The 20,489-nt window shown below is 62.1% G+C and carries 21 protein-coding genes; 6 read left to right on the forward strand and 15 right to left on the reverse strand.

Going from position 1 to position 20,489, the window contains the following annotated elements:
* The first annotated feature begins 87 nt into the window (after positions 1 to 87).
* Positions 88 to 1,404 (forward strand): DUF2252 family protein, encoded by a 1,317-nt coding sequence (locus CDV44_RS09285; RefSeq protein ID WP_087687763.1) that lies wholly within the window; start codon positions 88 to 90, stop codon positions 1,402 to 1,404.
* 26 nt (positions 1,405 to 1,430) lie between these two features.
* On the opposite strand, the gene CDV44_RS09290 is transcribed toward CDV44_RS09285, so the two are convergent.
* Positions 1,431 to 1,895, reverse strand: a complete 465-nt coding sequence (locus tag CDV44_RS09290) for a nuclear transport factor 2 family protein (RefSeq protein WP_087687989.1) — start codon at positions 1,893 to 1,895, stop codon at positions 1,431 to 1,433.
* 174 nt (positions 1,896 to 2,069) lie between these two features.
* Positions 2,070 to 2,741, reverse strand: a complete 672-nt coding sequence (locus CDV44_RS09295; protein ID WP_058378450.1) for a glutathione S-transferase — start codon at positions 2,739 to 2,741, stop codon at positions 2,070 to 2,072.
* Between the two features lie 235 nt (positions 2,742 to 2,976).
* Between CDV44_RS09295 and CDV44_RS09300 the strand changes: the two genes are divergently transcribed.
* Positions 2,977 to 3,903 carry a LysR family transcriptional regulator gene (locus CDV44_RS09300; protein ID WP_087687764.1) on the forward strand — a complete coding sequence of 309 codons (927 nt, stop codon included), beginning with the start codon at positions 2,977 to 2,979 and terminating at the stop codon, positions 3,901 to 3,903.
* A 139-nt stretch (positions 3,904 to 4,042) separates the two neighbouring features.
* Entirely contained in the window at positions 4,043 to 5,248 is a 1,206-nt protein-coding gene (locus CDV44_RS09305) for a YbfB/YjiJ family MFS transporter (protein ID WP_087687765.1), read from the forward strand.
* A 133-nt stretch (positions 5,249 to 5,381) separates the two neighbouring features.
* On the opposite strand, the gene CDV44_RS09310 is transcribed toward CDV44_RS09305, so the two are convergent.
* From CDV44_RS09310 to CDV44_RS09320, 3 genes are all read right to left on the reverse strand, one after another.
* Positions 5,382 to 5,849: a hypothetical protein gene (locus CDV44_RS09310; protein WP_087687766.1), complete on the reverse strand. Its 468-nt coding sequence runs from the start codon at positions 5,847 to 5,849 to the stop codon at positions 5,382 to 5,384.
* A 663-nt stretch (positions 5,850 to 6,512) separates the two neighbouring features.
* Positions 6,513 to 7,130, reverse strand: a complete 618-nt coding sequence (locus CDV44_RS09315) for a LysE family translocator (protein WP_087687767.1) — start codon at positions 7,128 to 7,130, stop codon at positions 6,513 to 6,515.
* Between the two features lie 134 nt (positions 7,131 to 7,264).
* The gene (locus tag CDV44_RS09320) at positions 7,265 to 7,684 is read right to left on the reverse strand and encodes a rhodanese-like domain-containing protein (protein WP_087687768.1); all 420 of its coding nucleotides are present in this window, start codon (positions 7,682 to 7,684) and stop codon (positions 7,265 to 7,267) included.
* Between the two features lie 126 nt (positions 7,685 to 7,810).
* On the opposite strand from CDV44_RS09320, the gene ftrA reads away from it, so the two are divergent.
* Complete coding sequence (gene ftrA / locus CDV44_RS09325; RefSeq protein WP_087687769.1) at positions 7,811 to 8,785, forward strand: transcriptional regulator FtrA; 975 nt, start codon at positions 7,811 to 7,813, stop codon at positions 8,783 to 8,785.
* A gap of 86 nt (positions 8,786 to 8,871) precedes the next feature.
* Here ftrA and CDV44_RS09330 read toward each other — a convergent pair whose 3' ends face one another.
* From CDV44_RS09330 to CDV44_RS09335, 3 genes are read right to left on the reverse strand one after another with little or no spacing between them, the layout of a single operon-like run.
* Complete coding sequence (locus tag CDV44_RS09330) at positions 8,872 to 9,480, reverse strand: cupin domain-containing protein (RefSeq protein ID WP_371328744.1); 609 nt, start codon at positions 9,478 to 9,480, stop codon at positions 8,872 to 8,874.
* 12 nt (positions 9,481 to 9,492) lie between these two features.
* The gene (locus CDV44_RS28720; protein WP_371328745.1) at positions 9,493 to 9,783 is read right to left on the reverse strand and encodes a nucleotidyltransferase domain-containing protein; all 291 of its coding nucleotides are present in this window, start codon (positions 9,781 to 9,783) and stop codon (positions 9,493 to 9,495) included.
* Between the two features lie 31 nt (positions 9,784 to 9,814).
* Positions 9,815 to 10,240 (reverse strand): lipocalin-like domain-containing protein, encoded by a 426-nt coding sequence (locus tag CDV44_RS09335; RefSeq protein ID WP_087687990.1) that lies wholly within the window; start codon positions 10,238 to 10,240, stop codon positions 9,815 to 9,817.
* A 136-nt stretch (positions 10,241 to 10,376) separates the two neighbouring features.
* Here CDV44_RS09335 and CDV44_RS09340 point away from each other — a divergent pair, with 136 nt between their 5' ends.
* Positions 10,377 to 10,946 carry a YdeI family protein gene (locus CDV44_RS09340; RefSeq protein ID WP_087687771.1) on the forward strand — a complete coding sequence of 190 codons (570 nt, stop codon included), beginning with the start codon at positions 10,377 to 10,379 and terminating at the stop codon, positions 10,944 to 10,946.
* Between the two features lie 41 nt (positions 10,947 to 10,987).
* Here the strand turns inward: CDV44_RS09340 and CDV44_RS09345 are convergent, their stop codons facing one another.
* Positions 10,988 to 11,704 carry a sulfite exporter TauE/SafE family protein gene (locus tag CDV44_RS09345; protein ID WP_087687991.1) on the reverse strand — a complete coding sequence of 239 codons (717 nt, stop codon included), beginning with the start codon at positions 11,702 to 11,704 and terminating at the stop codon, positions 10,988 to 10,990.
* Between the two features lie 177 nt (positions 11,705 to 11,881).
* Here CDV44_RS09345 and CDV44_RS09350 point away from each other — a divergent pair, with 177 nt between their 5' ends.
* A complete protein-coding gene (locus CDV44_RS09350; protein ID WP_087687772.1) occupies positions 11,882 to 12,790 on the forward strand; it encodes a LysR substrate-binding domain-containing protein in 909 nt (302 codons plus the stop codon).
* Positions 12,791 to 12,830: 40 nt separating this feature from the next.
* Here CDV44_RS09350 and CDV44_RS09355 read toward each other — a convergent pair whose 3' ends face one another.
* The 6 genes from CDV44_RS09355 to CDV44_RS09380 form a co-directional block, all read right to left on the reverse strand.
* On the reverse strand, positions 12,831 to 13,715 hold the full coding sequence (locus CDV44_RS09355) for an AraC family transcriptional regulator (RefSeq protein ID WP_087687773.1): 885 nt from the start codon (positions 13,713 to 13,715) through the stop codon (positions 12,831 to 12,833).
* 113 nt (positions 13,716 to 13,828) lie between these two features.
* Positions 13,829 to 14,509, reverse strand: a complete 681-nt coding sequence (locus tag CDV44_RS09360; protein ID WP_087687774.1) for a Fe2+-dependent dioxygenase — start codon at positions 14,507 to 14,509, stop codon at positions 13,829 to 13,831.
* Positions 14,510 to 14,591: 82 nt separating this feature from the next.
* On the reverse strand, positions 14,592 to 17,021 hold the full coding sequence (locus tag CDV44_RS09365) for a TonB-dependent siderophore receptor (RefSeq protein ID WP_087687775.1): 2,430 nt from the start codon (positions 17,019 to 17,021) through the stop codon (positions 14,592 to 14,594).
* A 220-nt stretch (positions 17,022 to 17,241) separates the two neighbouring features.
* Positions 17,242 to 18,057, reverse strand: coding sequence for an ABC transporter ATP-binding protein (locus CDV44_RS09370; RefSeq protein ID WP_087687776.1), 816 nt, complete (start codon positions 18,055 to 18,057; stop codon positions 17,242 to 17,244).
* Positions 18,054 to 19,151: an iron ABC transporter permease gene (locus CDV44_RS09375; protein ID WP_246185696.1), complete on the reverse strand. Its 1,098-nt coding sequence runs from the start codon at positions 19,149 to 19,151 to the stop codon at positions 18,054 to 18,056. Before CDV44_RS09375 ends, CDV44_RS09370 begins: the two co-directional genes overlap by 4 nt.
* A gap of 35 nt (positions 19,152 to 19,186) precedes the next feature.
* Positions 19,187 to 20,362: an ABC transporter substrate-binding protein gene (locus CDV44_RS09380; protein ID WP_212677091.1), complete on the reverse strand. Its 1,176-nt coding sequence runs from the start codon at positions 20,360 to 20,362 to the stop codon at positions 19,187 to 19,189.
* Positions 20,363 to 20,489 lie beyond the last annotated feature (127 nt).

The following is a 20,489-nucleotide window of genomic DNA, read 5'->3' on the forward strand; positions in this document are numbered from 1 at the left end:
TCGCTGACACTGAGGGCACTGCAACGCCGCGCGGGACCAGGATTCAACACCGTGGCCCGCGCGGTGTGCGCTCAGGGAGCTGACGATATGGCAAACGGCAAGCACCGCAAAAAGCACAGTTGGGCCACGCCGGACGAGCGAATGGCGCGTCTGACCAGCGAACGGGCGCGCAAGATGGCGCGCTCGCCTCACGCTTACGTCCGTGGCAGTACGATCCGTTTTTATGAGTGGCTAAGCAACGCGGACGTCAATTTGCCGCAGGGGCCGGCCATCTGGATCTGCGGTGACTGCCACACTGGCAATCTCGGGCCGCTGGCCAACGCACGCGGTCATGTCGAAATCCATATTCGCGATCTCGATCAGACCGTCATCGGCAACCCGGTTCACGATCTCGTGCGGCTGGCGTTGTCACTGGCGAGCGCCGCACGCGGCTCGTCCCTCTCCGGCCTTACCGTCATCCATATGCTCGAAGCGCTCACGCACGGCTACGAGTCGGCGTTCGAGCGCGGTGATGCCCCGGATGACGAGAGTTCGAACGGGCGCAAGCGCAACGGGAAGCGCGCAGGCAAGGCGAGCAGCAAGTCCGCCAAGGGCACGAAGAACGCCGCCGCCGAAGATGACTACGAACGCCCGAAAGTGGTCGATTTGATCTTGCGGCAGGCAACCAAGCGCTCGTGGAAACATCTGGCACTGGAGCGCATCGAGGATATCCGTCCGACGATTCCGCTCGGCCGGCGATTCTGGCCACTGAGCAAGACCGAGAAGAACGAGATCGACGCGCTCTTTCAGCGGGAAACCATCGCGCGTCTCGCGACCGATTTACGCGGGCGCCCAGACGACGGCCATGTCGAAGTGCTCGACGCCGCGTATTGGGTCAAGGGGTGCAGTTCGCTGGGACGGCTGCGCTACGCGGTACTGCTGGATGTGGACGGTGGTGTCGTGCAAGGCGACGACCTCTGCCTGATGGATCTGAAGGAAGGCGTAAAAGCCGCCGCGCCGCGCTACCCCGGCGTTCGCATGCCGCGCGACAACGCCGAGCGGGTTGTCAAAGGGGCGCAGCATCTCTCGCCGTTTCTCGGTGACCGCATGCGCGCGGCGCGCATGATGGATCGCTCGATCATCATTCGCGAGTTGCTGCCGCAGGATCTCAAGCTCAGCATCGAAACGCTCACCGTCAACGACGCCGCCGAAATCGCGTACTACCTCGCGCACGTGGTCGGACAAGCCCACGCGCGGCAAATGGACGATGCCACCTGCCGCTCGTGGCTCACTGAACTGCAACGCAACCGCTCGAAGTCGATCGACGCGCCCGTGTGGCTTTGGAACAGCGTCGTGCAACTGATGAGCGAGCACGAAGCCGCCTATCTCGAACACTGCAAGCGGGTGATTTCAGGCGAGACCTGATGCATCACGGCAAGCCGTGATACGGATCAGAACATCGGGTTGCCGCTGACCGTCTTGGCGGGCACCTGCTGCGACACGTCCCAGTGTTCGACGATCTTGCCCTTGTCGAGCCGGAAGATGTCGACGATGGCAATCGGCGCGTCGCCCGGGTGCGGCACCTTGCGCACGTGCAGAATCACGTAATCCCCGTCGGCGAAGGCGCGCACGATATCGCTATGCGAATCGGGCTGGTTCTTGCGCAGGAAATCGAGAAACTTGCCGAAGCCTTCCACGCCGTCGGCCGCGTTCGGATTGTGCTGAATGTACTGCGCGCCCAGATACTGGCGCGCCGCCTCGAAGTCCTTGCGATTCAGACCCGCCTCGTAGAACGCGAGGACGGCCTGTTTGTTAGCGGCCATCTGGGCAGCGGACACCGTGGGGACCGGCGTAGCAGACGGGTTGAGGCCTTCGGCACCGGCCGCCGACAACGCGGCACCGGGCACGGGCGGCATGCCTTCTGCGGCGTGGGTGACAGGCGTCAGAACGACGGCGGCAGTGGCGAGCAACGAAGCGACAATGGTTTTCATGATGTCGTGTGTGGCGTAGGACGTCAGTGATGTCGTGATGTCAGGGGTGAAAGAAGCTAACGGATTCGGGCATGACTGACACGGCTTGGCGTGGCCGCGTCAACTCAACAGTTCATAGGGGCCGCCACGCGCGAGTGCTCGCTGGTAAGCCTCACGTGAATGAATGCGCTTGAGAAAGTCTTCGATGGCCGGCCAACGGCCCTTCGCGTCGCCGCGCGCGGCCGCAGCCTCGAGCGGGAAGCTCATCTGGACATCGGCCGCGCTGAAGCTGTCGCCGACGAACCAGCCGGTCTTCGCCAGTTCGTCGTTCACATAGCCGAAGTGCAGCGCCAATTGCGGATCGACAAAGCTCGACTGCAACGTGCCGCTGATCTTGCGGGCGATGGGACGGACGAAAAACGGCATGGGCGCGCTTGCGATGCGCAACGCCACGAGCTTGAGCAGCAAGGGCGGCATGGCGGAACCTTCGGCGTAGTGCAGCCAGTAGGTCCAGCGCAGGCGTTCGGGGGTATCGCGCGGCGGGGCCAATCGCCCTTCGCCGTAACGATCGACCAGATACTCGATGATGGCGCCCGACTCGGCCAGGGTCAGGTCACCGTCGGTGAGAACCGGCGACTTCCCGAGCGGGTGGACCTGCCGAAGCTCCGGTGGCGCAAGCATCGTGTTGGGGTCGCGGGCGTAATGGCGCAGTTCGTACGGCAGGCCAAGCTCTTCGAGCAACCAGAGCACGCGTTGCGAGCGGGAGTTGTTCAGGTGATGGACGGTGATCATACGTTCGGACTCCGGCGGTTGATCCGAACGCCATTGTCGCCGTATTGGCGGATTTAGGGGTAATCTTGCCCATCGGCTCCGTTGCTGGGCCACACACAGCCTTACGGAACCCGGTCAAACGCTCTAAACGCTCTAAACGCTCTACTAGCACTATTCGCCCTGTTCGGGCTATTCGAGCTATTCGAACCGTTCACCCGCGTTCAAGTCACTACCAAACCGTCATCCCACCAAGCTCATGGACAGAATCGATGCGATGAAGGTCTTCGTCGCGACCCTCGACGAAGGAAGCCTCGCCGGTGCCGCCCGCCGCCTGGGGCGCTCGGCCGCCGCCGTGAGCCGCGCCATCGCGTATCTTGAAGCCCATACCGGCACGGCCCTGTTACATCGCACCACGCGCACCATCCGGCTGAGCGCCGCTGGCGAGCGCTACGCCGCCGCCTGCCGGCGCATTCTGCTCGATCTGGACGAAGCCGACGTGCTCGCCGCCGGCGAGCGCTCCGCCCCGCGCGGCTTGCTCACCGTTGCGTCGCCCTTGGCCGCCGGCGAGACGCTGATGCGGGAGATCGTCGATGCCTTCATCGAACGGTATCCGGCCGTGACCGTGCGGCTTGCGTTGAGCGACGTTCCGGTCAGCCTGATTGATGAAGGCATCGACGTGGCGCTACGCGTGGCGCATTTGCCCGACTCATCGCTCGTCGCGACACAGGTTGGCGAAGTCCGACGGGTGATTGCCGCGTCGCCTGACTATCTTGCATCGCACGCGCCTATCGAGACACCCGCCGATCTAGCGAAGCATCAGATCGTGTCGATGACCTACTTCGGGATCGACTCGTGGCGTTTTCCGGCGAGCGGGCGGGCGTCGGTGCCGCAGGTGGTGCAGTTCACGCCGCGACTGATCGTCAATTCGATTCGTGCGGCAATTGCGTCGGCCGTGGCCGGCCACGGTGTGGCGCGGATGCTGACTTATCACATGGTCGACGAGATCGAGCGCGGCACGTTGCAGATCGTGTTGCGCGAGTATGAGCATCCTCCAATGCCCGTGCACGTCATCACGCCGCAGGGGCGCCTCGCCGTCCCAAAAGTGCGCGCGTTCGTCGACTTCGCCGTGCCGCGCCTGCGTAAGCATTTCGTGCGCGTGCACAAGGTGGCGGAGAAAGCGTAACGGCGATTCGTACGCCGCGCGGAAGAATGACTTCCGACGCGCGGCCGTTCTCCGTCGGGCTCGCGGCACCTACACTGACTCCATCGCTTTTGCGCGTGGTCCGGCATGGGACATGAGCCACGCGCGCCCCGGAGTCCACATGCAAAACGCAACGCTTGGCGGCACGTCAGCCGCCCCCTTCAATGCGTGGCGTGCCACGTTGTCTGCCGCCAGCGCAAGTCTGATCGGCATCGGCTTCGCCCGCTTCGCATACACCGCCCTGCTTCCTGCGATTATTGGCGCGCACTGGTTTGCTGCGTCGACGGCCGCTTATCTTGGCGCGGCCAATCTCGGCGGCTATCTCGCGGGGGCGCTCGGTGCACGGGCGCTTGCGCGCTACGCACCGACCGTCACGATCCTGCGCGCGATGATGCTGCTCACCGCTGTCGCGTTTCTCGCGTGTGCGTGGCCGCTGTCGTTTCTGTGGTTCTTCTCATGGCGCTTCGCATCGGGTTTCTCCGGCGGCGTGCTGATGGTGCTGGCGGCACCGACGGTGCTGGGTCATGTACCGCCGTCGCGGCGCGGCATCGTGAGCGGCGCAATCTTTGCAGGCATTGGGCTGGGGATTGCGGCGTCGGGCACGTTGGTGCCGCTATTGCTGCGACAAGGTCTGTCGCAAACGTGGATTGGGTTAGGCGTCGTCTCGCTCGCGCTTTCTGTTGTGGGATGGCGCGGATGGCCGTCGGGAACGCCCGCCGTCGCGGTGGCTCCCACTGCGCATGCACATCGTCGGCCGGCTAGTTCACTGACACTGCGCGCGTTGTATCTGGAATACGCGCTGAATGCCGTAGTGCTGGTGCCGCACATGATCTTTCTTGTGGATTACGTGGCACGGGGTCTTGGCAAAGGGCTGGATGCCGGGGCGCACTTCTGGGTGCTGTACGGGCTGGGTGCGATCCTTGGGCCGATCTTTGCGGGGCATCTGGCGGACAGGATCGGGTTTGGACGAGCGCTGCGGGTCGCTTACGTTTCGCAGATTGTTGCGGTGTTGCTGCCGGTGTTGGGGCTTGGGTTGCCGGGGTTGATTGTGTCGAGTCTGGTGATGGGCGCGTTCACGCCGGGCATCGTGCCACTTGTGCTGGGCCGCGTGAATGAGCTGCTGGTACACCACCCTTCTGCGCAAAAGGGCGCGTGGAGTACGGCGACGACGAGCTTCGCGACGTTGCAGGCCGGGGCCGCTTACGGGATGTCGTTTTTGTTTGCCGCGACGCGGGGCAACTATGCGGTGCTGTTCGTCGTGGGGAGTGCGGCGATGACGGTGGCGTTGGTCGTGAATCTGGTGGCTGCGCGGCGGGATGGCAGATGAGGTATCTCGATCGTCCGGCATTCGTGCAAATCGTGCGTACGTCGGTATAGCCGAAAAAAAAGCCGCTCACGGGAGCGGCTTTCAAATGAATTTGTACGATACGGTCGAACCGCAATCTGTCGATCACGCGCTCTCACTGACAATGCAGATCATCGCGTGGCGCGCCTGCGGTACGGCAAAACATGATGACGTTGGGCGGGTCGCCTTGCGGCGTATCGAAGGTGATCCCTACGGCCACGTTCTGACGCGGCTGGGCAAGACCAGCGTTATGCCATTGCCCCTGATGCTTCACCCAGACGAAAGAAACGAACCCGCAGGCGTTGTGATACCCGTAGACGAGAATGAACTGGTTCGAGCCCGTGTATTTATAGCTGGCGCTTTCCATACCGGGCTGAATACATACCGCAGCTTCACCCGTACTGTTGGTTATCGGAAGGATGGTATTTCTTTCGCAGTTGGGGCTGGTGCAGCCTTGATCCATCTGCGGAATAATGCCCGCGTCATCGACGCCGTAACTGGCACCGGCCCAAGCTTGGCCAGACAAGCCGAGTCCGGCAGATAAAACCAACACGACGAACACCCGCAATAGATATGCATTCATGTGACAAGGGCTCCAAAGGTGGATTGCCTGTCGCAATTCTAGTCGCGAGTTTCGGGGCGATGTATCACCTAATTGGGTGACGTTAATCATCGCATCTTTACCGTATGAATCGAATGCTTTCGGTTCGTCAGTCGCGATTAACCGAGCATTTTTTCGACAGATGAAACACTAGACGTATCTGCTCGCATTGCTACGTTTTGATCGATAAGACCATTCATTTATTAACCGCTAGTTGGCGTGCCATGAAGCAAAAAATAGTAGCATCCCGAATCCCGTTAGGAGGAATGCCCCAACAAACTGAGATTGGATGATAGCTCGCCATCCCGGGTAGCCATATAGTACCGACTGAGAAAATCGAGTCTTTCCAGGCAGGCGAAAGAACCAAGTTCGCCATGTATCTGTGATCAAGAGCAGGCCACCAGCAATGAGAAATAGCGAAGCAACACGAATCCCATTGAACTGAATCGGGATATCAAATACACGCGCAACAACAAGCGCGAGTAAGCTTATCAGTAAAAATCCGAAGAGGAATCGACAGAGCAACGTCAGGCTCGTCTTGAGCCACTTTGGTGAGTTTCGCTCACCTAGAGGCAGGGGTGTCCATTTCATTTTCTTCTATCAAACGTTTAAGGGCCACTAGCTTGACACTAACCGGACGCTTTGTTACCGAAATGCCTGCCGGATTCCCAGCGCGATCATGAGTCCTCCACATGTGAGGTCGATCCATGCCTTCGCGCGGCGATACGCCGTCGCAATCGTCGCATGCGATAGCACGAGCGCAACGGCGCCGTACCAGCACGTCGCTGAAACACCGACCGTCACCAGCATCGCGAAGAACGTCTGCGTGGAAACGTGGGCGGGCACCGCTGAGGAAAACACCGCCGCATAAAAAGCGATGGACTTCGGGTTCGCGATATTTGTCGCGACACCTTGCAGGAACGCGCCGCGAAACCGAGGCATCTTCGGTGGGTGACGTGCTTCCGAGGGAGTTGCCCGCGCAGACCCAACGAGCCGCAGCCCGAACCAGATCAGATAGGCCGCGCCAACAAGCCTGACGCCGACAGCAAGCCATGGGAACATCGCGAACACCACGCCGATACCAAGAATGGCGCATGTCGCCCAGAACAGATTCACCGTCACGATTCCAGCGACAAGCGCGAGTGCATCGGAGCGTTTGCCGGTTACCGCCTTGTGCGTGATTGCGACGAAGTTCGGCCCGGGGATGACGGCGCTAGCCGCATAGACAGAAAAGACTGTCGCAATAACAGACCAATCAACCATTTGTCGCCTCAGTGGTTTGTGGTTGTGTAAAACGCGGTGCTGCTGCTTCAGCCCGTATTCTGCGTCAATTCACAACTGGCCGCTCTTTGCCGATCTTTGAGCGCAATCCCCTCATCAACGCCTACTCGGATCGATCACTCAAGCTCGCTCACGGCAAGGTCGAAACCTTCGTCGAGCCATCCGGTAACACCGCCGATCATCACCTTCACTGGCCGTCCCAATTGCGCCAGCCGAATGGCGCCTCGTGTTGCGCCATTGCAGTGCGGTCCCGCGCAGTAGGTGACGAAGAGTGTGTCGTGCGAATAATCGGCGAGCTTCGACTCGATGATCTTGCCGTGCATTAAGTTCACGGCGCCAGGAATGTGGCCGCGAGCAAACAGCGCCGGACTTCGAACGTCGAGCAACACGAAACCGGGTGATCCGCTGGCCAGTGCACTGGCAACATCGGAGCAATCGGTTTCAAATTGCAGTGACGCGCGAAAGTGGGCAAGTGCCGCGGTGCTCTCGGCGGCGGGGATGGCAGTAACGGCGTTATTTTCGCTGAGGGTGGACATAGGTTTTGTCGAAGGAGGATGCGGTACCCGTGATGCCCGGGTAGCGCGATTTGGGAACCCTCATTTTGCCGTCGCACTATCAAGCCGATAAGTGTCGCAAATGACAATATCCGGTAACATTACGCCATGGAAAATCGTCTCGTCGTTGCGTTGGCTTATGACCGGCTCTGTACTTTCGAATTTGGCTGCGTCACCGAATTGTTCGCACTGGAGCGCCCCGAACTCGGCGTCGACTGGTACCGCTTCAGCGTTTGCGCTATCGAGCCCGGACCGCTGCGTGCGGCCGGCGGCATCACCGTCACCGCGCCCTACGCGCTCAAGCGACTCGACAGTGCTAACACGATCGTGGTGCCCGGTTGGCGTGACCCGGACGAAGTGCCGCCTGAGGCGCTGCTGAAGAAGATTCGCGCAGCCCATCGGCGCGGCGCACGTCTTTGCTCGATCTGTTCGGGGGTATTTGTATTGGCGGCGGCCGACGTGCTCGACGGCAAGACGGTGACGACCCACTGGCGCTACGCCGAGAAACTACAGCAGCGCTACCCGAAGTTGCGCGTGCAGTCGGATGCGCTGTATGTCGACGAAGGTCAGATCATTACGTCGGCAGGATCGGCGGCGGGACTCGACATGCTCCTCCATCTGGTGCGACGGGATTACGGAAGCGCAGTCGCCAATCGTGTTGCCCAGCGGCTGGTGGTGCCCCCGCACCGCGAGGGCGGTCAGGCACAGTTTGTACCGCGACCAATGCCGCGCGACGAAAGCGGTCGTCTGGCGAAGTTGATCGACTGGGCACGCCAACATCCGGCCTTACCGCACACCCTGCGCTCGCTTGCCGAACGTGCGGCGATGAGTCCACGCACCTTGCAACGGCATTTTCAGGACGCTACCGGCATGGCACCCTACGAATGGCTGACGCACGAGCGCGTGGCAGTGGCGCGAGAGTTACTCGAAGCGCAACCGTCCATGCCGATGCTGCGCATCGCCGAGCTAGCAGGCTTTGGGTCGGAAGAATCGATGCGCAGACACTTCCGACGTATCGCCCATACGAGTCCGGCCGCCTATCGGGAGAAGTTTGGTCATGACGCGCGGACGCGGAAGGTTTGATGGGTAAAGGCGTACGTTGTCCGGCGGGCGATTCCGACCCAAAGCTTCCTTTCGGCGAAGCCGAAAACTGCCATTCAACGCTTGCGTCATGGGCGTCCTTGCGAAGCGGGCGCATCCCCTTCAATCGATTGTTGGGCGGCTGCTGGAATCGGAGGGCTAGGAACGAGCCCGTGGCGGGACATGACTGCCAACAACTTCTGGCGGTCTGGCGGCCCGCCGGCATTCACAACTCCCTGTACATCCAGAAAGTATTGCGCACCCAGGTCAGGGGTAAGGACGATGAGTGCCTTGGCAGTGGCTTGATGAGGGTTGCTGAACGCATGGACGGAGCCCTTGGGTGTATGCATCCACTCACCCGGTGCCAGATCCCTGACTACACCGTCAACGGAATAGCGGATGAGCCCCTCCAGGGCGTATACGCATTCTTCATTGTGGGTGTGACTATGTGGCGGCGGAACGTTTGCTCCCGGGGCGATAGTCAACTCGAAGACGCCCATACCCCTCGTGGCGGATCCGTCTATGAGATAGCGTATTGTCAGGCCACCAATTGTGATTGGCTCAAGAGTGGATGCGTCTGTGCTCATCGCGAATACTCCGAACAGGAAAGGTGTCATCTGCGGAGGCGCCGGGGCAACAATTCGGAGATGCCTGGCTACCAAACTTGGCGCGCACAGCGGACTCGATAGGGCAATCATACTGTCTGTAGCCTAGCGCACAAGTATGTGCGACTGCCCTCGGAAGAGACACCCCGACTCCGCTACGCCGTTACCGTTTTTATTCCCGGTAAGCACGAGGGTCAGGTCCAGATCCGACTGCCCCGGTACTGCGCAGCCACGTGCGACGCTACCGTAGAGATATAAACCATCCAGCAGGTCATCCAGTGCTGATGGAATCGATTCACAAGCATCCGCGACAAGGGCTTCGAACGCCGGTTGAATCGGACTATCGCCAAGCACTCCGATTGTCAGTACGGGATGAGCGTCTTTCACGTTTTCCATTGGTATTGATCAATGCCTTAGTCCAAAAATCCTACTCGCGCCGAAACCGGAGGATCCCCCTTCCAATGGGATTGCCCTCCACCATCGGGTTCGGCATCCACGCCGTCCAAACTTCGAGCGTATCGCCAGTGAGCTTGTACAAGCGCTCCTGCTCGGTGCCGTTCCACGCCTCATTCCAAGATGCGTCAATCTTCGTGATGAACCGGTCCGCTTCCACCCGATACCGCCCGGTATAAGCCATCGCCGTAAGGAAGAGCCCGGCCAGTTTTTCATTGGAAGTGCCCGGCTCCCGCGACTTTGCCGTGATCAGCACCATCATTCGCCCATCGGCACCGAACATTAAGTACCCATTCGGATCGGCGCCCCACGGTTGAGCGCGTTCTCTTGAATCCTGTAGTTCAGTTTCAAATGAAACCAACTGCCAAGAACCGTGAAGCTTGGTGTCGAACTCAGACATATTCCCTCCCATAGTCACTCGCTCAATTTACTCACCCGTCGAACGTTGGGCAAGTTGCCACGCGAATCGGTAATCTATAGGCCTTCAACGACCGATAAAGCCCCAACAGTCTGCTTCCATAGAAGCAAACCACACCATGACAGAGCCTCGTCTGACATTCCTTGACCAGAACGAATGGGAACATTGGCTGACGCAGAACGGCGACACCTCTGCCGGGATATGGCTGCGCTTCGCCAAAAAGGGCGCCGGCCGCCCTACCGTGACTTACGAACATGCGCTCGAAAGCGCCCTTTGTCATGGTTGGATCGACGGTCAAAAGCAGACGGAAAGTGATGAGTATTGGCTGCAACGCTTCACTCGACGCACCACAAAAAGCATCTGGTCGAAGATCAACACAGCGCGAGCCGAAGCGCTGATCGCCGCAGGCAGAATGCTCCCTGCGGGCATGCGCGAAATCGAGAAAGCAAAAGCGGATGGCCGCTGGGAGGCTGCCTACACGTCGGCCAGAAACTCCGTCGTGCCGGACGACTTGCAAGCCGCATTGGATGCCAACCCCAAGGCCAGCGCGTTCTTTGCGACGCTGAGCGGCCAAAACCGCTACGCCATTCTGTTCCGGATACAGAACGTCAAAAAACCCGCAACACGCGCACGCAAGATCGACGAGTTCATCGGGATGCTGAATCGCGGTGAAACCATTCATCCGTAAGTCAGAATCCCGGTCGCCGCGTTTATTCTTCTAAACAACGCTCACCGCCACGCCGCACTCAACATCACCGCCCCCGACACCACCAGCATCGTATCGAGCAACCGTTGAAACACCTGCGGCGACAAACCCAGCACGAACCGCTTGCCCAGCAGCGTCCCAGCCATCAGCGCCATGCCGACGATCAGGCCGTTGGCCCACGCCTGCGGCGGCAGCGCGCCAAGGTCGGAGAACATCAGCACCTTCGCCACGTAGATCAACATCGAACTGGCGGCCTCCGAGCCTAGAAACCCTCCCCCCGACAAACCGTACGCCGCAAACGCCGGCACACTCAATGGCCCCGTCGAAAGCACGATGCCGGTGAGAAAGCCAATGACCGCGCCAACCACAGCCAATTGCCAGACGCCCAGCCTGAACTGCCGCCGACGCAGCCAATGCCGCACGGGCACCATCGCAATGAAGAACGTGCCGAGCGCGATATCGACAGCGGTGGCCGGCAAACTCCACAGGGTGCGCGCACCCAGTGCCGCCGCCGGGGCCCCCGGCAGGGAATAGGCCAGCACAGCGCGCCAGTCGATCTCCCACCACCATGCAAGCACCTTCGAGACATTGCCGATAATCGCCGCCACGGCCATGATCGGCACGGCCTGCTTCGGGCCGTACGTGTACACCAGCACCGGCAGCAACATCATCGACGAGCCCGTGCCCACTACCCCGCTCACCGCCCCAGCCAAGGTGCCGACCAGTGCCACCATCACCATGCCCCACGCGTGTCCTGCCACGAGTCCTTCGAACATGCCCGCTGCCATCCGTGTCTTGTTGTTCGCAATCCGGTAACGATAAAGCATGATGATTCATCACACCATCGACAAAATGACAGCATTTCCGTGATAAAAAGTCACAGTTCGGCCCGATGGCTACCCTCCTGTGAGCTCACGATGTCTCGCCGCCAATTGCCCCCGTTGAATGCCCTGCGCGTTTTCGAGACCGCCGCCCGCGCACCCAGTCTGAGTGCGGCCGCGCAGGAGCTGTCCATCACGCACGGTGCCGTGAGCCGCCAGATTGCCCTGCTCGAAGACTGGCTCGGCCAGCAGTTGTTTGTGCGGCAAGGCCAGCGCAACGTCGCCACCGATCACGCCCGTGCTTTCGCCGCTGAAATCAGCGCAGCGTTCGACCGTATCGGCGACGCCGCGCTGCGCTTCGGCAAAGCACCGCAGACCCGTACCGTTCGTGTGAATGCGCAGACGACGCTCGCGATGCATTGGCTGATGGCGCGGCTGCCCGCCTTTCATGCCGCACACCCGGACGTGCAAATCGTCGTGACGACGTCGAGCAGTGCCGATCCTGCGTTCCGGAGCGGTTTCGACGTGGCCATCCGGCGTGATCCACCACCGGGGGCTGAGTGGCAGCCTTACGAGAAAACACCGTTGTTCACCGAGCGCGCAAGTGTCGTCGCGTCGCCGTCGCTATTGCAGACGCAGCCGCTTCGACGGCTGAAGGATCTCGCGAAGCACGCATTCGTCGCCACGCAGACGCGGGTCGGGGCTTGGGAGGATTGGTTGAATGCGGCGGGTGTGCCGGAGGTGCGTCCGGTGCGCTTTCATCGCTTCGATCACTACCACGTGAGCTTGCAGGCAGTGATCGACGGACTGGGTATCGGCATCGGTTGCACCCCGACACTCGACCGGGAACTGGCCAGCGGCCGGCTCGTCATGCCGTTTCCGGAGATTCAGGCCGGAGGCGCAACCTACGTCACGCTCGTGCCGCGCGATGCCGATAAGTCACGGCCGTTGCACGACTTTCTCGCGTGGGTTCATGACGCCGCCGCAGGACAACCGGCGGCGTGAGCCCCCCGCGCTCCCACGCCAAAGTCCAAAGCGCGCAACCTTACGTCCCATCCCCTTCACGCCATTTTCCGGGCGACACCCCGAAGGCGCGCCGGAAATATCGGGTGAAGTGAGACAAATCGTTAAACCCCTGCGCGAGCGCGACTTCCGTTGCAGAAGCCCCGTTACGCAGCGCCGGTAACGCACGCGCGACGCGCAGTTGATTGCGCCAGGCATGCGGCGCCAACCCCGTTTCCCGCGAAAACAGACGCGCCGCGTGAAACGGTGAAAGCTCCACCGCCTCGGCGAGTGCAGTCAACGTCAGCGGTTCCGTCAGGTCAGCCGACAGCCGAGCCTTCATCGTCTCGACACGCACGGCGTCACGATGAACCGGCAGGGTCGGAATCCGCAACTGCGCATGGCGCGAGAGCATCATCGACACCGCGTCGACCAGCGCATGTTCGGCGGCGAGTGGATCGGCCTGTGCCTCAAGCAGACGATGCGCCGCCAGCAAGCGCTGCATGGCCTGCGCATCACGCACGACGTTCTCCCCGAACCACGGCAGCGCCTCGTCAGGCGAGGCCAGCCCGGCAACCGGACTCGCCAGTTGCTGCTGCACCCCCTTCACGAAACCGACCGGCAGATAGAACACGCGATAACGCCAGCCGAAGTCGGTCTCCCGCGCGCCGGTATGCACTTCGCCCGGGTGAATAATCGCCACCGAGCCGGCATCGGCCACGTGCTCGCCGCCCAGATAGTCATAGCGTTCGGCGCCCGCCACGATGCACGCGAACGTGTACGCATCGTGCCAGTGCGGCGCGAAGGTGTGGTCGTTGTACTCGGCCGTCACCATATCGCCATCGGGCACGAGCGACGAGCGCCAGTACACCGGGGCATTGCGAAATGGCTTGGTGGGCCGAGAAGGCGGGACGGAGCGGAAATCCATCCCGCTACTTTACACCGGAGAGCGTCGACCTCGCCCGTATGACCCCGTCGCCATCAGCAGCTCAGAACGGGCAAATAACACCCCCGGATTGCCTGCCCCAACAGGCCGTCCGATCAGACGTCAGCCCACATCCGCAGCAGGTTGTGATAACTGCCCGTCAGTTGCACGAGCGAATCGCCGTCAGCGCCCTGCTGGGTGAGCCGCTGGATCGCAATGTCCATGTCGAGCAGCACGCTGCGTTGCGCGTCGTCCCGAATCAGGCTCTCGATCCAGAAGAACGAGGCGAGCCGCACCCCTCGTGTCACCGGATTGACCTTGTGTACGCTCGTCCCCGGATACAGCACCATGTGACCGGCCGGGAGCTTGACGGCGCGCTCGCCGAAGCTGTCTCGTACCACCAGTTCGCCGCCATCGTAGCTGTCCGGTTCCGCCAGAAACAGCGTCGCCGACAGATCGGTGCGTACCCGCTCGCGCACGCCCTTGATGCCACGCACGGCATTGTCGACGTGATAACCGAACGCCTCGCCGCCTTCGTACCGATTGAACAGCGGCGGATAGATGCGGCGCGGCAACGCCGCCGACATGAACACCGCGTCCTGACTCAGGCGGCGCAGTATCTCCTCGCCGATACGCCGCGCCCACGGGTCGTCTTCGGCCAGTTGGCGGTTTTCCTTTGCCTGCGCCGACTGCATGCCGGCTGTGGCCTTGCCGTCCACCCACGACTGCGCCTGCAATTGCTCGCACAACTGGCGCGCTTCGTCACGGCTGAAAACGCCGGGAATCTCGATCATCATGTTGCTGCTCTCCTGCTATCCCACGCGATGGCCCCCGCCGCTAGGCAAGCGCCATCGCACTCACTACGTGGTCAAAACACGCTCAAAACGCAATATCCGCGCTCACCGTCACCGTGCGCCCTGCCCCGGGCACGCCGTAAAGCTGGAAGCCGTCGAGCGACGCCCCGATGCGCGAGAAGTAGAACTTGTTGAACACGTTGTCGAGATTCACATTCACGTGCACGTGACGGTTCACGCGATAGCGCGCCGCCAGGTTGTGCACCCAATAGCTCGGCGCCTTCTCGCCATCCTTCACGTAGATGGCATATACGCCCGACGGCCCCTGCGCGTAGCTGCTGTTGTTGTTCTGACCGCCCACGTAAGCGTTGTCGGTGTAACGGCGACGGCCCACATACTGCACGCCGTAGCTCAGCGACAGATCCGGCGTGACCTTGTATGACGTCCACAGCGAGCCGCTCCAGTCCGGCACGTTGGCCGCTTCCGCGCCCTCGTTCGCCCCCTTGGTGATGCGGCTCCACATGCGCGTCACGCCCGCAAACACCGACCACTTGTCCGTGATGTTGCCCTGCATGCCGAGCTCGATCCCGTCAACACGCTTAGCCGGCAATGCGCGCACCGGCGACGTGTCGTCGCTCGTGTATTCCCATGAATTGCTCAACTCCGTGCGGAAGAGCGCCGCCGTCACACCCAGCGCACCGCCCGCCAGATCCCACTTGGTCCCCAGCTCATAGGTCTGCGACGTGGCTGGGGTGTAGTTGTTGGTCGTGGCAGTCCCGTAGATCAGGTTGTTCGTGCTCGCGCCAATGGCCGTGGGCTGGGTGGCGCGGCTGTACGACACATAAATGCTGCCCGGCTCCACCGGCTTGTAGACCAACCCGGCACGCCCGCTCCACGCGCCGTCGGTGCTCGACGTGGTGGCGCCACCGCTCGCTGCCGTGGTTTCGGCGCGCCAGCGGTCATAGCGCAACGAGGTCAGGACCTGCCAATGCTTCGAGAGCGTGATGGTGTCGCTCGCAAACAGGGCGGCGTCGTTCACGACCGAGCGGGACTGGTTCGTGCCTTCCATCGACCACGTGCCGGCGAATGCATTGGACGGGTTCGCCATATTGAAGAACATGTCGCCCGCCGGCACGTACGCCGCGCGCGGCAAGCCGCCATAAGTCTCGCGATAGAACTCGAAGCCGGTCACGACGTCATGCTTTAACGGCCCCGTGTACGCGGTGAAACGCAGATCGGTCTGATTGTCGAGAATCTGATACCGCGTGGAATTGCCGAAGTTGCTGCCGCGCAAGATGCCGTAGCCCGGCGACGTCAGCCCGTAGTTGGTATAGGCGTTGACCCCGCCGATGTTCGACAACGGGCCTGCGCCGCTGTACCCGAGCGTGGCGCAGCGCGTGCCCGTGCAGGTCTTGCTGCCATCGGCATTCGCGGCGAAGAATCGGGCGGGCGAAAGCACCGAGAAGTTGTCGGTCTGCTGCCAGCGCAATTGGCTGCGCACGCGCGTGGTGTCGTTGAAGTCGTGCTCCACGCGCCCCGACAGCGACGTGCTTTCCGTTTGCTGGGTGTAGATACCAGCGGCACCGTACCAGTTGCTGGTTTTCACCCCCGGCATGACCTGCCCGCCCGTGCCGCGCTGAATCGGCAAGCCGGTGTCGGGCACGTTGTTATCCTTTTGATGGAATACGTCGAGGAACACGCGGGTGCTCGTGCCCAGCCCCAGACCCAGCGACGCGGCAAGGCCGTAGCGGTCGTTGTTCACCTCATCGCGCCCGGCCACGCCGTTGTGATGCGACATCAGGTTCAGGCGCAACGCCGTCGAGTCACCCAACTGCTGGTTCAGATCCGCCGTCATGCGGCGGTAGCTGTCGCTGCCCAGTCCGAACGACGAGCGGTAGAAACTACCCAGTTCGGCCTCTTTCGTCACGAGATTCACCGAGCCGCCGAGCGCCGCCACGCCCGACTCCACCGAGCCGGTGCCTTTGTAGACTTCCACCCGGTCGATGTCGAAGGTGTCGTTGCGACTCGATAGCCCTGCGTCGCGCACGCCATCGATGGTGATGCTCTGCTCTCCCGAAAAACCGCGAATCGAGAACAGATCGCCCCAGCCCAGATTGCCCTCGCCCGACATGAAGGTGATGCCGGGCACGTTCTTGAGAATGTCTTGCAGCGACTGCGCGTTCTGCTCGTCGAGCACGGCTTTCGGCACGACAGTGATGCTCTGCGGAATATCGCGCAGCGGTGCGGTGTACTTCGACGACGAGACGGATTCGGCCTTGTAAGGGGCATCGACGGTCGCAGTGACCGACGTCGCGGGCAACATGACGCCGCCGACGGCCGCCGGCAGAGTGGCAGCAGGCGCAGCAGGTGCCGACGTGCTGGCGTTGCTACCGGCCTGCGGTGTCGGCGACGCTGGCGATGTTTGTGCGGCAGCATGGAGCGACGCGACGGCGAGTGCCGCGGCTAGTGTTAGTCGCGTATTCAGACGGGAATTCGACGGGTTCAGGTACTTCATCTGGTGTTGTGCGTTATGAGATGAACAGGCAAAAAGCGTCCCCGCCCGCGAGCGGCGCGAATCAGGTATCGCGCCTCAAGCGGGTTTCTGACCCTCTGGGTCAACATTGGACAGACAGGAAAGATCGACGCGGCCGGCGTGGCGCTATGGCTGGGCAGGCGTGAGCCGGACACGCCGGTGCGAGAGACCGGCGGGCCGCGTCGGGGTCACGGATGCGCGTCTAGACCGGCGTCACGACGTCATCCACGATCAGTTGCGGCAACCCGCGCGAGCAGCGCTCCACGCGCGCTTGCACGTCGAACACTTTTGCGATGGCCTCGGCAGTGACGACATCGCCGACGTCCCCGGCTGCGACCACGCGCCCCTCGCGCAGCAACACGGCGGCATGCGCGTGACGCATCGCAATCGACAAGTCATGCATGACTACGACGGTCACCATGCGGCGCGCTGCCGTCTCCCGTGCGATCAGCCGCATGACTTGAAACTGGTGATGCAGATCCAGCGCCGAGAGCGGTTCGTCCAGCAGCAAGATGCGCGGCGCGCGAATGAGCGCTTGCGCCAACCCGACCAATTGCCGCTGACCGCCGGAAAGTTCGTCGAGAAAGCGCATTGCGAGCGCCTCCACGCCGAGTTGCGTGAGCAATGTCATGACGACGGCCGGCGTAGGCGCCATCGCACTCGTGGATTCTCGCGACGCATGACGCGCACCATGCCCAGCTGCGAGTACTGATTCCAGCACGCGAAGGTGCACGCCAGCTGGCAACGCCTGTGGCAGATAGACCACGTCACGTGCCGGTGCGCGGCCGGTGCATCGATGTAATACGTCATTGCCGAAGGTCACTTCGCCGTGCCCCGAGACCAGCCCGGCCAGCGTGCGCAGCAACGTCGACTTGCCTGAACCGTTGGGACCGAGCAACGCCGTGACCGAACCCGCCGCCAGCGCGGGGAGCGACACGCCGTGCAGGATGTGACGGCGGCCGATCGACACGTCGATATCGCGCGCCGACAGCGCAAGAGACTGCGCGCTCGCGTTCATAACGACCTCCCGCTGGCACGCACGACAATCACGAGGAAGAACGGGATACCCACGAGCGCCGTGACGATGCCGACCGGGATGATCACGCCCGGCAACAGCGTTTTCGATGCAATCGACGCGAGCGACATGACGAGTGCGCCGACGATCACGCAGCCCGGCAAGTAGAAGCGATGGTCTTCACCAAATAACCCCCGCGCGATATGCGGTGCCACAAGGCCGACGAAACCAATGGTGCCAACGAACGAGACCGTCAACGCCGAGAGCAGCGACACGCGCATGAGCGTCATGAGACGCAGACGTCCCACACGAATGCCGAAACTCGCCGCACGCTCCTCGCCCAATCGCAGCGCGGTCATGGCCCATGACTGACGCCACGCGAACACGGCCATGATCGCGAGCACGGCGGCAAGCACGCGCACCTGCGTCCAGTCGCTGCGCGTGAGGCTGCCCAGCGTCCAGAACACGAGGCCCTGCAACGCGTCTTCTGTCGCCACAAACTGCATCAGCGACACCAGCGCATGGAACACGAACACGAGCGCAATGCCCATGAGCACCACACCGGACGTCGGCAGCCCGCGCCAGCGCGCGACACCGTCGAGAATCAACGCCGACGCCAGCGCAAACAGAAACGCGTTGACCGGCACGACCCAGCTATCCGGCACACCGGGCACATGCAGATTGAGCACGATGGCCAGCGCCGCACCGAACGCGGCTGCCGCCGACACGCCCAGCGTGTATGGGCTCGCGAGCGGGTTGTCGAGAATGGTCTGCATCTCGCCGCCCGCCAGCCCCAGCGAACCGCCGACGAGTACCGCCATCAACGCGTAGGGCAATCGGATTTGCCAGACAATCACCTGCGCATCGGGGCTCGCCGTCGCAGGTGCGACAAGCGTGCGCCAAAGATCGCGCCAGCCCAGTGCCGACGGCCCGTGCGTGAAGTCCATCGCCAGCGCCAGCACGATCAATCCTGCGAGCGCGACCAGCCACAGCGCGCGGCGCAGATTGAGCTGGCGATAGCCGCTTGCGATACGGGCTTGCAGCGCGTCTTCCGCGGCCAGCTTTGCCGAGGTTGCGGGCACGGGCGCCACGTTCATCTCATTCGCCACGTTGGACATCTCTCCGGCCAGACTCACGGCTTGTCTCCGTCGACCCAGTACGTGCCGTGATACGGCACCGCCAGAAAGCGCTGGTGAATTTCGGTGAACGTGGCGTTGGCGTCGATCTGCGGGAAGCGTCCCGGGTAGAACCAGTTGAGCATCGCCTCCACGGCCACGATGTTGTACGGCGAATCGTAGAAGTTGTGCCAGAGGCCGTGCGTGCGGCCTTCGCGCACTGCCTTGATCGACGCGATGCCCGGTGTCTTCACGAACGCATCGAGCGATGCCCGGGCGTCGGCTGCCGTCGTCTCGGCGCCTACGTGAATGCGCAACTGGCTCGCATTGCCGCGCGTGCCCGTGCCGATGTAGACATCAGGCTGGGCCGCCAGTACGTGTTCCAAGTTGAGGTCGCCGATCACACCCGGCAGGAGATCGCCCGCAATGTTCTTGCCGCCGGCGGCATCGACGAATTCGCCGATGTTGCCGCGTCCGACCGTATGGCAGCAGCCCGGCCACACCCCCGCGAGCATCTGCACGAATACCTTCGGGCGCGCGTTCTCCGGAATCGTCGCCACCGCGTCGCGCACGGCCTTCAGATGCGACTGGTAGAGCGAGATGTACGCCTCGGCCTGCGCCTCGCGCTGCATCGCCTTGCCCATCAGGCGCAGGCTCGGGACGGTGTCTTCGAGCGGCTGCTGACGGAAGTCCACGAAGATGACCGGCACCCCGGCGGCGGCGAATTCTTTCACCAGCGCGTTGTGACGCCCGGGGCCATGACCGCCGATGCTGAAGATCGCAAGATCGGGTTTGAGGGCCAGCGCTTTTTCCGCACTGACGGTTGCCTCGGACGACTGGCCGATCTTCGGAATCGTGTCGATCTGCGGGAACACCTTCTCGTACTGCTGCCACGTTTGCGGGTCGAGCGACTGCAACTCCCCCTGCCAGCCGACAATGCGCGCCAACGGCTGCTTGCCTTCGAGCAATGCCACGGCGTAGAGCAAACGCCCCTCGCCCAGCAAGATGCGGTTGACGTGGTCGGGCAGTGTGACCTGACGCCCCGCCATGTCGGTCACGGTCTCGCCAGCCTGCGCGGGGGACGCAATGACCATCGCAGCAAACGCCGTGGCAAGGGTTGTAAGAAGGGTCGAGGCAAGCACAATCGTCGCAGCGCGCAACGAACGCATGAACTCAAGGGAAAACTTCGGCATAACGGTGACACCTGGCGTTGAATTAATAACAATTCTCATTTCCATTAAAATGTAGCGCCGGGGTGTGTTGGCTTCGTGTTGACGGGATGTCGTTATGTATTGGTTTGTATTGAGATGTATCGGTGTG

It is taken from the genome of Pandoraea sp. PE-S2R-1 (assembly GCF_002179865.1).
GTDB lineage: Bacteria > Pseudomonadota > Gammaproteobacteria > Burkholderiales > Burkholderiaceae > Pandoraea.

Coding starts and splice junctions, on each gene's coding strand:
- CDV44_RS09345 (WP_087687991.1), bottom strand. CDS start 11,704: ATGGTGATGGTGGCACTGGTCGGCACCTTGGCTGGGGCGGTGAGCGGG.
- CDV44_RS28720 (WP_371328745.1), bottom strand. CDS start 9,783: ATGGAAAACGTGAAAGACGCTCATCCCGTACTGACAATCGGAGTGCTT.
- CDV44_RS09285 (WP_087687763.1), top strand. CDS start 88: ATGGCAAACGGCAAGCACCGCAAAAAGCACAGTTGGGCCACGCCGGAC.
- CDV44_RS09320 (WP_087687768.1), bottom strand. CDS start 7,684: ATGTCCACCCTCAGCGAAAATAACGCCGTTACTGCCATCCCCGCCGCC.
- CDV44_RS09340 (WP_087687771.1), top strand. CDS start 10,377: ATGACAGAGCCTCGTCTGACATTCCTTGACCAGAACGAATGGGAACAT.
- CDV44_RS09295 (WP_058378450.1), bottom strand. CDS start 2,741: ATGATCACCGTCCATCACCTGAACAACTCCCGCTCGCAACGCGTGCTC.
- CDV44_RS09380 (WP_212677091.1), bottom strand. CDS start 20,362: ATGCCGAAGTTTTCCCTTGAGTTCATGCGTTCGTTGCGCGCTGCGACG.
- CDV44_RS09375 (WP_246185696.1), bottom strand. CDS start 19,151: ATGAACGTGGCGCCCGTGCCCGCAACCTCGGCAAAGCTGGCCGCGGAA.
- CDV44_RS09335 (WP_087687990.1), bottom strand. CDS start 10,240: ATGTCTGAGTTCGACACCAAGCTTCACGGTTCTTGGCAGTTGGTTTCA.
- CDV44_RS09330 (WP_371328744.1), bottom strand. CDS start 9,480: ATGATTGCCCTATCGAGTCCGCTGTGCGCGCCAAGTTTGGTAGCCAGG.
- CDV44_RS09305 (WP_087687765.1), top strand. CDS start 4,043: ATGCAAAACGCAACGCTTGGCGGCACGTCAGCCGCCCCCTTCAATGCG.
- CDV44_RS09350 (WP_087687772.1), top strand. CDS start 11,882: ATGTCTCGCCGCCAATTGCCCCCGTTGAATGCCCTGCGCGTTTTCGAG.
- CDV44_RS09365 (WP_087687775.1), bottom strand. CDS start 17,021: ATGAAGTACCTGAACCCGTCGAATTCCCGTCTGAATACGCGACTAACA.
- ftrA (WP_087687769.1), top strand. CDS start 7,811: ATGGAAAATCGTCTCGTCGTTGCGTTGGCTTATGACCGGCTCTGTACT.
- CDV44_RS09315 (WP_087687767.1), bottom strand. CDS start 7,130: ATGGTTGATTGGTCTGTTATTGCGACAGTCTTTTCTGTCTATGCGGCT.
- CDV44_RS09360 (WP_087687774.1), bottom strand. CDS start 14,509: ATGATGATCGAGATTCCCGGCGTTTTCAGCCGTGACGAAGCGCGCCAG.
- CDV44_RS09300 (WP_087687764.1), top strand. CDS start 2,977: ATGGACAGAATCGATGCGATGAAGGTCTTCGTCGCGACCCTCGACGAA.
- CDV44_RS09310 (WP_087687766.1), bottom strand. CDS start 5,849: ATGAATGCATATCTATTGCGGGTGTTCGTCGTGTTGGTTTTATCTGCC.
- CDV44_RS09290 (WP_087687989.1), bottom strand. CDS start 1,895: ATGCCGCCCGTGCCCGGTGCCGCGTTGTCGGCGGCCGGTGCCGAAGGC.
- CDV44_RS09355 (WP_087687773.1), bottom strand. CDS start 13,715: ATGGATTTCCGCTCCGTCCCGCCTTCTCGGCCCACCAAGCCATTTCGC.
- CDV44_RS09370 (WP_087687776.1), bottom strand. CDS start 18,057: ATGAACGCGAGCGCGCAGTCTCTTGCGCTGTCGGCGCGCGATATCGAC.